We start from the raw sequence: 13,089 nt of genomic DNA on the forward strand, positions 1-13,089 counted from the left end.
CCTGTCCATTCATACAAAATAAATGGTATCAGCTAACTTTTGTCAGAAAGAAACTGCAGCACCAACTTGTAAATACTGACTTTTCAGACCGTTCCTGACTTCAATCAAACCCCAGTGATAGCGTGCTTCAACTGATACAAAGAATATCTTTACTCCTGCACCCAGAAATACCGGTGCATCAAACCAGTTGGATTTATCATTGTCGGTAGGGCTGACTTCATAATCGCCTGCAGAAAATTTTTCGCTGACCTTAAAATTACCGGCTATTCCGCCAAGTCCGTATACTGGACCGACTTTCAGTTTTAGATACAAAGGTACGCTGATAGTATGCAAAATTCTTTCGCCGCCACCTGTATACGACAGTCCATTTTGAAAATACTCCAATCCTTTTCCAAAATGGAACATGGGCACTATTTTATTCTCGTTAAAGAATCCTACGTAAAAACTATTTAAATTGGAGGCACTATACGGTTCAGTTCCATCCTTTAGCAAAGTAGCGTAATGCCATCCACCGCGGATACCTGATACCATATTTTTTTCACTTTCCTTGTTTTGTGCCAGCGTTGTTGTTAAAAAAACAACTGCCAGGACGATTGTAAATAATACTTTCTTTTTCATCTTCATGTTTTTTTAAGGTTACTATTTATTAGTTATTTATTCTGTTCGCACAAAATTCGCTCCTTCACCAAATCTGAACCTGGCAATAAATCCCCAGTTCCCTGAATGGAAATCAAAATCACGTGTTACCGCAAAATGAGGTCTCCAATCTACACCAATTGTTAGTGGAAAGTCAAATGAGTATTCAACACCAAAATCGCCTGCAATATTAAAATCGAAATCGTGTTCAAAGAAGAATTCAGGCCCTACACCCGGATAGAATTTTAAACCGGTCGGACCTCCTGAAAGTGCGAACATCCAGTCGAAATATGGTGCAACTCCAAAACGATCGAAATAAACTGCCGTATGCAGACGTGGCGTTGCTGCAATTGGGATCGTTAGATCTGCTGAAAAGTTGTCACCAAACCTTATTCCGGCTTCCCAATTTGATTGAGCATTTGTAGTACTGCTAAGTATTAATAAAAATGCTGAGATAAAAAGTAGTTTTTTCATGATGTTTAAATTTTTAATGTGTAGTTTTTTAATTAATGCTATTTGTCTGTTATGTTTGCCCGTGAAATGTTTTATGCAATGATTTAAAATGTACAAAAGCATTTTTGCTTTCTTTAAAAGTTTGAATTATTATCAAGATCAATTTTTATTTTAATCCAACCCAATGCCTAACCCAAAACATAAGTACGATGTACTTGGAAAGTCTCCGGCTTTTGGGCTGTAACTGTATTTCAGTTTGAAAGAAAGTACAGCATTAATTCCGGCGTGATAAAGAAATCCTGCTTCAGGTGCTATGTTAAATTGCCATTTATTATCCGACAGTGTAAATACTCCTATGTCGTTATTTTGTTCTGCGTAATTAGTCCCCAGACCAAAACCTGCATATGGCAGCATATCGCCGCCAGACGAAAAATATTTCTTCACATTTACATTTATGGGTATAATGTTGGTATATCTGAATTGTGTGCCGGTAATGGTTAAATCCTTATATTCGAATGTTTCTCCAGATATCTTTTCTCTGAAAATATTCCAACCAACGACGAAACCAACTGAAAGATCTTCAGATAAAAATTTATTTGCTTCAAAATCGAGTCCCCTGGGACTGAAGTTATTTGTAAAATCGGCTGTTTTTCCCAAACTTATTGCTGGTAAATAATTGACAATAAATACTGTTTCGTCCTGCCCCTTACTTGTAAAGACAACGAAACATGACATTATTACTATTAAAAATTTCTTCATCATTGTTTTGGAGTTTTTATGTGTAAATATGTACTCTGGTCGAAAACCTGCGAAATCTGTTTGTTTAACCTGTTCTGAATATTTTCAGATGAGCCGGCTAAAATTCCATTAACGGCACCGGTCCAAACAATTGGGAATTTTACTGAAGGTGGAGTATCTTCAGGATGGGGCATTACAACATCATCCATATTAATCATTTCAATCATTACTGTACCCAAAGTATAGCCATAGCTTGGATAACCAGGGTATCCGGGGTATCCAGGATAACCGGGATAACCGGGCCACCACCAGTCCCATGGATACCAATACCACCAGTCCCACCAATAGTAATAGTAGAAATTAACATCCACTTCCAAAACCGAAACGAGTATTGAAACATCTGAATTTATACCACCAACCGTGTCGGTTTCCTCGGTCCAACCGTAAGCGAGTAAATTTTGCCTTACCTGTGAAAGTATATATGAATCCTGTGATTCATCAACATGAGGTGCCACCCCGTCCTTATCTGTAACGTATATAATCGTATCATACAAATAGAATGAGGTTAAGTTTCCAAAGTCCTGGTCCGTGTCATATTTGGTTATGGCCAGATCCAGTTCATCCAGAGTTGCTTCAAATTCAGGATAACAAGAATTTATTATAAGAGCCACCGGAAGTAAAAAAATAAATATTTTAAATCCTTTCTTCATGTTAATTATTTTTTGGTTATTTCTATTGAATTCGCTTTTACCAGTTCAGAGTTTTACTGCAACCGGTGCTGTCCATGTTTCCATCTTTACAAGGTCGGGAACATAAACTCTTAGAATTAGATCAATTTCTTCATCTTTACGGTTTATGGGTAGCCAGTTTTCTTCCGGTACTCCTGCTGGTTTTTTTGCAGCGATGTAAATTTCAATTCCGCCGTCCGCATTTAATTTATAACCTGCATTTTCTCCCACACTGTATTTTTTGCGGTCATTGGGAATAAAGAATCCGTTTGCTTTGTCATAAAGAGTCAGTGACCAAAATGCCTGATCAGGCGGGAGCTCGTCTTTTGTCATTTTTACCACATAATCATTCATAGCATTTAAAGGTTTGCCGTCTGCTGATGTTACATTCGGATACATGGCTTCTTCCATAGGCAATCCAATAGGCCCGATAATCGATACAGTCAGAATGGTTTCCAGGTCAGTTAAGCCTTTTGTCTTGAACATTTTAGGTGACATTTCTTTAATCAGATTTGGATCACTCAATTTCCCGAGATATTCCTGCTGTATTTTTTCGGCAACAGCATAGAATTTTTTACTGTCAATTTTAATTCCGTCAGGATCGAATTTTTTTCCGGGTACAATACCCAAAGGTTTATATGCTTCCAGTATCGCCCGATCTTCTGCATCATTCTTATCGAATGAAAGATGATTAAAAACAAATTGCATGACTTCCAGCAGGTTATTTTTAAAAACATCCAGATCGGTTTTACCTACATCCGGGAAGGAAGTATCTTTGGGAGGCAATGCTTTACCACCATTGTATTCTGAAAGTGTTTGAATCTTAATGGTTCCTATTTCATCCACAATTTTTTTGAATCTATCAGGATCGTTTGCATGGGGCATAATGCGCACTACAGCGGAAACAAAATCTCCAGTAGTTTTATAAATCTCATCAACTCCCTCGACAGGTTCTCCATTGTAATTCTCCGTTCTGTCGGAATAAAACAGGATTTTTTCAGGTTGCTGAAAATCACCATTACGCGTTGCTTTGGGCACATCAACATAATGGTCGTAGGCGGTTACCATAAGTGATACATATTTGGAATCAAAAGCCGGTAAAAAAAGAATTACTGGTTCTGTTCTTAGGTCAAGCATACAAGTTGAGTAGAAACTGTCGTTATTCGGACGCGCAATTTCTCTCATGGTATGATCTTTTAACTTCGTATCAGCATCGATGGTATTCCACCCTCCCTGTTTTATGGCAAATTTGTTGTTTACATTGTACATGGCTACATACTGGTAGGATCGCTTTACAATATTTTCGATTTGCTCGTCGGTTAGAATGACAACTCCGTTTTCATCTGCTTCAATGGTGGCTTTTTTATTGGTAGTTGAAGTACAACTTGCGATAAGTAGTCCTAAACAAACTACGCCGACTGTATATACCTTTTTCATATTTTTATATTTTATTTTTTATTAAATCTCCTAATTATTTCAAAATCTTAACGTTACGATATCCTTTAGTTTTTCGTGGATTGAAACTTGCCGGATCTGTAATCTTATTTTCTATCAAATGAAGTTAGCTGCCTTCCGATTTAAAAAAGTTTAGTAAAAGGCGACTTAATCTATCCGGATCATCTACGGGAACCCAATGACTGACGCCCTCCAACCGTTCGTATCGCCATGAAGCATCTACATATTGAGCCGAGGTAATCATCTGGTCTTCGGCCAGAGCCACGTCTTCAGTACTCCATATTCCTAACACCGGTATCTTTACGCGTGGAAAATCAGCTTTCCATAATTTGGATAAATTTGCCCGGTACCAATTCATTCCCGCTGTCAAACGACCAGGCCGGTTAAGGTCTTCGATCCAGTGATCCATTTCCGGGTGATTGTTGACAGTCTTTCTGAAAATAGACCAGTTATCGGCCATGAATACTTTTTCAGCAATTCCGCCCAGTTGAAAAAACAGAACATACCAGCCCTTTTTCTTTTGTTCAAAACCAGCAGATGCATATGCACTGGGATGACCAACGGATATGGCAGTATAACTTTTAAAGTGGTCAGGATATGTCCCCGCCAAATACCAGCCAATCATAGCGCCCCAGTCGTGAGCAACCAGCTTGACTTTATTAATATTCAGCTGATCCAGGATGGCTATTACATCCTTGGCAATAAGTTCTATCTGGTAGTTTTTTTTGCCTTCAGGTGCATCTGATAGTCCAAAGCCTCGCTGGTCGGGCGCAATGATTTTATAACCTGAATCTGTCAGGTTGGGAATGACACCACGCCATAAATAATTGGAATCAGGAAATCCATGAAGAAGGAGTACCGGTTCTCCTTCTCCTTCTATTAAAACGTTCAGATTAAGGTTATTAATCTTCATGCTTCTTCCTTTAATGCTCATTTTTTTATTTCTTTATTTAACCAAATATCATTTTATAACCTTTACTTCTACTAATTAATCTTCTAAAGGAGGAATAGTATAATTTTTTGCGGGTTCAAACACATCAAACATATTCCAGATGGATACCAATACCTTGTTATCTCCATCGATAACTACTTTACCCTTTTTTATTGCTTCCTCAAGTGTTACAGAATTCAGGTATAAGGCAGCCCAGGTTAAAGCATCCAGTTTTAAAGTAAAATCTGTTTTTTTGTAGTAATCAGCCGGTGTAGGTATAAATTCTACTACTCCTTTTCTAATATGCAGGGCAACCGATTGATTTCCTTTATCAGTAAATTCAAATTCAATAACCTTATCTGTTTCTTCACTTTTTTTGGGGTCGATGCGTACTCTGTAATAATCTACAAAAGTTGTCGGTGAAGATGCTATGATCTCGGCTGAAGGAGGAATTAATTTTGGATAGTTTACCTTACCCTCCAACGCTAAAGCTTCGGTTAGCAAGAACGCACGGGCAATGGAACCTGTGGTGCGGTAACCCATCTGGCGTAATAACTCAGCTTTGATAGATCGTATTTCTGTATTGGTTGGTTCCAGCAAATAAGCATATTGAATTATTTGAGCACCCCAGGCAAACTCATTGTTCTCTAAAGCTTGTTTTGCTTCTGCAATTACCTTTTCCTGACCTCCAATTAATTTTACCATTCTTTCGGCTTCTTCCGTTGGAGGAATTGCAAAGAGTTTTGTTACATCCCCATCAAACCATCCAATTACATACTGATAAATTGCTTCGGGAAAATGAACGGTTTCTCCGTAGGTTTGTGCATTCTCCGGAATATTTTTCATGTGTTCCGGAATATAAATGGCATGTCTTAGTTCATCCGGCCCCAAACCGCCAAGTATGCCTCGCAATGTTTGGTCGTAGGTTAAAGTAAGCTGGTCCATGTAGCCGGTTAAACGTCTTGCAACCTCTTCCTTGCCTGTTATTGCACGGGTATGTGTATTTGAAAGAATTTCAGGCTGTAAATCCCGGATTACCTTTAATCCATCTCTCCAGATTAGGGGATCACGGTAAACACCTCCACGAAGTGTATAAATATTAGGAGTCCCTGGCCAAAAGAAATTATTCATGACTAATCCCTTTTCCGGAACATATACCGTAAGATTATAATCATCCGAAGTGTATTTCGTAAAGAATTGAAGTTTTACACCCAGAACTTCAAGTTCTTCTCCGTCGGAAACTGTTTTGTTTGCCGGAATAAATGCGATAGGTTTTCCTACTTCCAGTTTTCCTGCAAGGGCTGCATCAGGTCCTTCCACAGGCATGAAATTATTAAATTGAATTAAAAGCCTGGAAGTCATCAATGGGCCAACTTCGGGTATTGCTGAAGGTGATCCTCCTCCCTTTAAGCTCGATTCAACCGTTTCATTCAACTTTGGATGTCCGATTACCATCACATCATCGGGATTATCAACCAGAGCACCGGCACCCAGTGCATAATGCGAATGGCTGTATATGATTACCTTTATCGGTTTACTGCTAACTTTCTCGATAGCAGTCCGTATATGTTCTGCTTCTTCTTTGGTATCTCCGGCATCATAAACAATAAGCCCATCATCGCCTTCTATCACCGTTGAGTTTGCAAGAGAATAACCACCAATGCACCACACCCCATCGGCTAGTTTTTCGGTGGTAGGTTCGAGATATGTAATTTTTGGTGCTGTCTCAAGAACTTTTTTATTCACAATGGCCCCATTGGGAGCTTCTACCAGTTCTACATTGCCGCCCATATATCGGGACTTTTCTTGTGAATAACCATAAAAAGTAATGATTACCATAATAAGTAAAAAGACGGATTTAGATTTCATGATTTAAATATTTAGATATTAAGAATTACTTTTCCCACTCAGGATACTTTTTGGTAATAATATTTGCAACTGAAAACGCCATTGCCATTCCGGACCAAAATCGGGATGAACAACATTGTAATAAATCTGTGTTTGCAGGTTAAGAGGTAATTTCCCTCCAAGGAAGACCAGTTTACCACCACCCAGTCCAAGTGGGATAATCCATTTTTGTCCGTCAGATGCAGTCCAGTCGGCAGTAATAATTGGTGCGCTGTTTACATACCAGCCATCACCTAATTGCCGCACAATAAACAGGTTAAGCAGCATGTGATTTACATCAGCAGCTTCCTCCTTTCCTGCAAACGACCATGAATTATTAATTAATACTCCAAAAGTCCAGTCTCCGGGCTGAACCAGCGTCACAAACGATGGGCCGATACTCCATTTTTGTGATCCTCTTTTTTCTCCTCCGGTCGGAATTTCAATAACAGGTCCGATTCCCCACATCGTTTTACTTTCAGGAGCATAAAAAGCAGTAAAAACGATATCACTTAATCCTGACGTGGTTTTCCCTGATTCACTGCTAAAATCGGGAATATTGATGATGGGAAAGATAGTACGGGTGATAATCCTTCCCTCTGCAAATGGCAAAACCGGCTGAATATTTAATACATTCATATTACGATTGTGTGGACCGTAATTCATATTCAGGTTATTCTGAAATGGAAAACTCATCAGATCGGCAATTGGATTGGCAGCCTGCTGTGCGAGATCATCTTTCGAATCCTGTGCAAATAACAGATGCGAACATAGGATGCATAATAAAAAGGGAAAAACTCTTTTTAACTTCTTAACTGTGGTAATAAATACTTTATGCTTCACGATAATTTTATTTTAAAATTTGGACATCGGGGAGTTCAAAACTCTTATCGAAGTAACTTTCCTGCGGGCCGTAAAAACGGAAAAGCAGGAAAAAATCTTCACCGTTGGTAGGTATCCAATTCGATTCCATTCCTTCGGGAGCTGTTTTGCTGAAATAGATGTCAACCGATCCGTCGTCATTCAATTTCATATTTTCTTTATCATACGACGATAAACCGACCCTTCCGGTGTCGCTATATATCCATGCTTTGGTCTTTTTACTATAGACAATAACTGACCAAAAATCGCGGGCAGGAACTTCGGCCGGAACGGTAAGTTTGTATTGTTTTTCGCCTTTAAGGAAATTCCCGTCAGCATCTTTCATTGCATTCAGATAAGCTGTTGCTTTGCCTAAATACCGTGGGAAAAAAGTAGCCCAATGAAAAAGGCTGCCTCTATCATCTATAAGTAAGTAATCGCCTTCGTCGAATACAAATCCATCATTCGAAGGTTCTCTAATGGCCATCCACTGCCTGTCGTCCCATTGCTTAATGAATGAGAATCCCGGAGTTTCAAACATATATTCCAGATAATCATAGCCATCAGTAATAGCTTTTTTAAGGGCCTTTTTTACTTTTTCGCTGGGTTGAAACGGTTTGTCTTTTACAATTCCGATTGAAGCCAGCATTCCGCCCATTACCATATCCCTTTCCTGTAAGGGTTCGGTATCGATTAATTCTTTGATATATTTGAAATAGCTGTCATCGTATTTGGGCAAAGTTGGCAGGTGTTTCCCTGCCATATCAATATATTCTCCTTCAGGCGGATTACTAATTTTTGTAGCACTATAGGCATTAATATTTTTGGAGTATTCTGCTGCTTCTTTATAACTGGCTCCGCCTAATGGTATACATCGTAATGCAACAAAAACCTGATAGGAATTTACGTGTACATTAATACAACCTTCAATCTCTTTTCCCCCATATTCAGGAGGAAGGAAAACGTACTTTCCTCCTTTCCCTTTGTCTTCACCTGCAGGTCCGATATCTGCAACGGGCTCCTGCCAAATGTCGACTGCACTTCCGAATATAGCTGTTCTATCGGAGGCCGGTGGGATATCCAGAACAACAGGCCCTTCTTTCGTATTTAAAAATATTGATGCATATGGAGTTTGATTATTGGCAGTAAGTGCTTCTATAGATGCTGTAGGTGGTGCTGAAAGCCAGTAAACAGTATTGTAACTTCCTCCCAATCCAAAGTTTGCGTCTCTCATGCAGATCATGCTAACTGCCGGTATTGACCAGTTAACTGCTTCGATACCCCGCTGGTAAGCCATTTGATATTCCCAGTCAATGTTTTGGGGCAACTGGGATTGTTTTAACTGCTTGCTTTCCTGGTTACATGCCATAAAAAAGAGACATGCCAATAAAATAATTAAGTAATTGAATTTGGTTTTCATATTGCTGTTTTAAGAGATAATTATAAAAGCTAGTATATTGAAAATGAAAATTTAGTTTTAAGTTATGAATGCAAAATATTTAAGCCGGAATTTAAAATCGAAATCCCAGCAGAACATACAACTGGCTTAAATTTGAGCCCTGATTTTTAAGCAAATCCGTAAAACCATATTGATAACCTCCTTCAACAAAAAGGAAAAATACATCTACTCCAACGCCAAGACGTCCCCCCAATTGAAACTGATTAAAATCTCCTAATGATAAATCGAATGGATTATCACCAATGCTGGTTATATATCCGGGTACCACGCCTCCAAATATCCTAATTCCCAATACTCTTCTGGTTTCTGCCAGCAAGTTCAGCCCGACAGTGAGCGGCAGTTCTAATTGCCTGATGTACATGGTTTCTTCCGCATTTGACACATCATCAAGCGCTACCACCGAACCATTGTAATTTAATCCTGCTTCCCAATAGCCGAATCGTCCTCTTTTATAGGAGAAACCTGCGATAAATCCTGCAGCGTATGCTGACTCATAGGTGCTTTTTGGTAGTAAGATCTGACTTGCTGTTAATCCACCGTAGATCTTAAAATCGCTGACTCGTTTATAAGATTTTTTTTCAGGACTTATTTTAACAATCGTATCCGGAACAATATCATTTTCCTCTGCCAAAGAATCTATTTGAGCAATGGCTACTGTATTTATCAGAATAACAACTAATAATGGCAGGTATAGTTTTTTCATTTTACTCATTTCTTATTGCTTTTAATTCTTGTTTAGCAGCCTCCAGGTCAATTAAAAACTGATCGTTGGAATGTAATTTAGCCACTGTGGCAGCTCCCATTAATCTTCCGGCAACTACATCGCTGTGCCAGTGTACATTGCATACATTCCGGCTAATGCCAAACTCCTTACCACGAATCAGGATCGCATCTGCTTCAACAGGAAAAACTTCTGCCAGTATCAGTGCCCAGGCCCAGCCAATTGCTGTATGACCGGAAGGATAAGATCCGTCTTTCCTTAAACCTTCTTCATCTTCAGGTGTGCAAATAGGCGTATTATTTACCATGAATGGCCGTTCCCGCTGGTAATGATTTTTTGCAGCGTAAGTTGATAAACCGGCATCGGCTAATGTCCTGCGCAATATCATATAAAGATTCGGTGTTGTTTCTTCCGATATTTGAATGTTTAATATGATATTAAATGCTTCGGTTGCTTCCGGGAAATGGAGTACTGCATCTTTTTTTGCCTGTTCTTTCCTGGCTTCATCATCAGAAGCAACATACATGGCAGCAATCTCCTGGTCGAGTGCAAATGCAGCAGAACCTTCTTTGGGTGGAGGCGAAACCAATTCCAGGCTGTTGGGTAATTCCTGTTCATCTAAATAACCTTGCAGAATTCCTTTACTTATTTCAGGAATCTCCAATGATACCGAACTTAACGGCTTTTTAGTTACACAGCCGGAGATCAGTATTCCCAAAATAAAGACAAACAGAAGCCTTTTCATCGAATATCGGATTTTCATATAGTTTTCCATGTGTATTAAGTTTTCCAGTTTTTTTTATTCGTCGATATACTTTATGTTGATCTGATTAATTTGCCCATTAAACCGGAAGGGGGCCCGATAGTAATAATCCAGCGAAACCGGCGATCCCAGATCTACTCCGATATCAAAGGTTTCGGAGGCAGTGTGGGCTGCCGGAACCGATCTTTCAATACGTCCTTGTCCAACCTGTTTCCTGTTCACTTTTAATGTGACGGTTGCAGGAGCCATGCGTTCCTTTGTATCATATTTTGTTTCTACTTCCATCTTTACCTTGCCTGTAGGAATAGTAGATTCAGATAAAATTTTATACCGGTTCAGGGTCATGGCATTGTACTCGGCCTTTAAAAATCCTTTGTCCATATAAACGGTGAATCCGGAAGAAATGCCTCCAAGTGCAAAAAGTACTCCTTCGGCATTTTCGCCAATTTCAGCATCAATTACAGCATTTGAGGAGCGGCCACTTGCAAATTTTGGTGCCATGGATTCCGGAATACGGTCCTGCCCTTCAAAAAATGTCCATTCAGTTAAAGGTGATGAGGGTAATTCACTGGGGCTGAAAAATACCGTATACATGGAAGCTCCGATGGGATAAACATGGTTCTCGGTTGCTTCTTCATCAAATAAAACCTTCAATTCAGCCAGTTTTTCCGGATTCTCCTGAGCCAGATTCTGTGATTGCGAATAATCGTTTGTCAGGTTGTAAAGCTCCCAAATATCATTTTCAGGTTCCCAGTTAAATATACCGCTCATATCGGTCGACCATGGAGCCCGCGGACCAAAGGTTCCGGCAAACCAGCCTTCGTGGTAAATTCCCCTGCTACCCAGAATTTCGAAATACTGCGTTTCCTTGGTGGTTTCAGCATCCGGCTGATTGAAGGTATAAACCATGGATGTTCCGTCAAGCGCTTGCTGTTCAACTCCGTTTACAACCTTCGGTGGAGTGATATCCAGGATATCATAAATAGTGGCTGCAATATCGTTCACATGGTGGAACTGGTTACGGACTTTGTCGTCGTGTTTTATTTTTTTTGGCCAGGAAATAACCATCGGCGTGCGTGTTCCACCCAAATGTGCGGCTACCAGTTTGGTCCCCTGGAAAGGAGATGCCCCCGCATAGGCCCATCCATGATGGTACATGATGTCCAGTTTTGGTCCGCCCAGTGCATCCATCCCGCCATAATCTTTGTCAAGTACTTTAATTTGTTGGTCAATAGTAGATGGCATGGAATTTTGAGCCAATAATTCGGAAATGGTTCCGTTCATTCCTTCTGCCGAAGGTCCGTTGTCTGAATTAATGTAAATAATCAGTGTATTGTCCAGTAGGTCTTCGCGTTCAATTTCATCCACCACTTTACCATATTGTACATCTGTGTGTTCCAGGAAACCGGCAAAAATTTCCATCAGGCGTGTTTGAAACTCCCTGTTCGACTGTGGAACATCATCCCACTTTTGCATTCCCTTTGCCAGCGGATTGAGAACAGCATCTTCCGGAATCCATCCCATCTCTTTTTGCTTTTCAAAAGTCATCTGTCGCAATGCTTCCCAACCTTCATCAAATTTTCCTTCGTATTTATCGGCCCATTCTTTAAAAATCTGATGAGGACCATGAACGGCTCCGGGAGTAAAATAGAGGAAGAAAGGTTTTCCCGGATCGAGTGTCTGGTTGGTGCGTAACCATTCAATGGCTTTCTCCGCCATATCCTCGGTGAGGTGGTATTTCGGATCGTGGGGTGGTTCAATCGGAATGGTATTTTCGAACAGGCGTGGCTCGTATTGCGAAGTCTCACCCGCGATAAAACCATAGAAATAGTCGAATCCAAGACCAGTTGGGTAGCGATCAAAAGGCCCCAGTTTAGTAAGATCGGTTACCGGGGTGTTGTGCCACTTCCCGAAAGCAGCGATATTGTATCCGTAATAAGATAATACCTGTGCAAAGGTGGCGGTTGATTTCGGAATTTTGCCGACATAACCGTCCCAGTCTGACGCCAGTTCTGCAATCTGGCCGGCTCCCACACGATGATGGTTACGACCGGTTAGCAAAGCAGCCCGGGTAGGCGAACACATGGCTGTGGTATGAAATTCGTTGTAACAGATACCGGTTTTTGCCAGGCGATCCATCGTTGGTGTATTGATTGGTCCACCAAAAGTGCTTGGATTTGCAAAACCTGCATCATCGGTCATAAAGATGACGATGTTTGGAGCATCCTCAGGTAAGTGATTTTCCGCTTTTCGCCACTGGTGTTTCGAGTCTTGCAGTGTTTTTCCGGCAACACTTGCTGAACTAGGCTCAGGAAATGGTAATACACTTCCGTCGCCTGGCGATTTAACCGTAGTGGCCGTTTCCTGTTTTTGAGTACAGGAAAATAAAAGGCTTCCGATGAATATAATGATCCAGAAAATCTGAGTTGACCTTTGCCGGTATTGTAGTGTCATAAT

Annotated in this window: 12 protein-coding genes; all 12 read right to left on the minus strand. The window is 40.3% G+C overall.

The window, feature by feature from the left end; translation table 11 throughout:
- Positions 1-42 precede the first annotated feature (42 nt).
- Entirely contained in the window at positions 43-618 is a 576-nt protein-coding gene (locus tag WFY05_RS07330; protein ID WP_340112121.1) for a porin family protein, read from the minus strand.
- Between the two features lie 36 nt (positions 619-654).
- Positions 655-1,110 (minus strand): hypothetical protein, encoded by a 456-nt coding sequence (locus tag WFY05_RS07335; protein ID WP_340112122.1) that lies wholly within the window; start codon positions 1,108-1,110, stop codon positions 655-657.
- 150 nt (positions 1,111-1,260) lie between these two features.
- A complete protein-coding gene (locus WFY05_RS07340; RefSeq protein WP_340112123.1) occupies positions 1,261-1,851 on the minus strand; it encodes a hypothetical protein in 591 nt (196 codons plus the stop codon).
- Complete coding sequence (locus WFY05_RS07345; protein WP_340112124.1) at positions 1,848-2,537, minus strand: DUF4136 domain-containing protein; 690 nt, start codon at positions 2,535-2,537, stop codon at positions 1,848-1,850. Before WFY05_RS07345 ends, WFY05_RS07340 begins: the two co-directional genes overlap by 4 nt.
- Before the next feature lie 45 nt (positions 2,538-2,582).
- A complete protein-coding gene (locus WFY05_RS07350; RefSeq protein WP_340112125.1) occupies positions 2,583-3,992 on the minus strand; it encodes a DUF1214 domain-containing protein in 1,410 nt (469 codons plus the stop codon).
- 124 nt (positions 3,993-4,116) lie between these two features.
- Complete coding sequence (locus WFY05_RS07355) at positions 4,117-4,923, minus strand: alpha/beta fold hydrolase (protein ID WP_340112126.1); 807 nt, start codon at positions 4,921-4,923, stop codon at positions 4,117-4,119.
- Positions 4,924-4,998: 75 nt separating this feature from the next.
- Positions 4,999-6,810, minus strand: a complete 1,812-nt coding sequence (locus WFY05_RS07360; RefSeq protein WP_340112127.1) for an alkyl sulfatase dimerization domain-containing protein — start codon at positions 6,808-6,810, stop codon at positions 4,999-5,001.
- Positions 6,811-6,828: 18 nt separating this feature from the next.
- A complete protein-coding gene (locus tag WFY05_RS07365; protein ID WP_340112128.1) occupies positions 6,829-7,671 on the minus strand; it encodes a hypothetical protein in 843 nt (280 codons plus the stop codon).
- A gap of 7 nt (positions 7,672-7,678) precedes the next feature.
- Positions 7,679-9,109, minus strand: a complete 1,431-nt coding sequence (locus WFY05_RS07370) for a DUF1254 domain-containing protein (RefSeq protein ID WP_340112129.1) — start codon at positions 9,107-9,109, stop codon at positions 7,679-7,681.
- A 91-nt stretch (positions 9,110-9,200) separates the two neighbouring features.
- Positions 9,201-9,860 carry an outer membrane beta-barrel protein gene (locus tag WFY05_RS07375; RefSeq protein ID WP_340112130.1) on the minus strand — a complete coding sequence of 220 codons (660 nt, stop codon included), beginning with the start codon at positions 9,858-9,860 and terminating at the stop codon, positions 9,201-9,203.
- Positions 9,853-10,614 carry an acid phosphatase gene (locus tag WFY05_RS07380; protein WP_340112131.1) on the minus strand — a complete coding sequence of 254 codons (762 nt, stop codon included), beginning with the start codon at positions 10,612-10,614 and terminating at the stop codon, positions 9,853-9,855. The genes WFY05_RS07375 and WFY05_RS07380 overlap by 8 nt, the downstream gene beginning before the upstream one ends.
- A gap of 54 nt (positions 10,615-10,668) precedes the next feature.
- Positions 10,669-13,086 carry an arylsulfatase gene (locus WFY05_RS07385; protein WP_340112132.1) on the minus strand — a complete coding sequence of 806 codons (2,418 nt, stop codon included), beginning with the start codon at positions 13,084-13,086 and terminating at the stop codon, positions 10,669-10,671.
- Positions 13,087-13,089 lie beyond the last annotated feature (3 nt).

This window comes from Maribellus mangrovi (assembly GCF_037646455.1).
Taxonomy (GTDB): domain Bacteria; phylum Bacteroidota; class Bacteroidia; order Bacteroidales; family Prolixibacteraceae; genus Draconibacterium; species Draconibacterium mangrovi_A.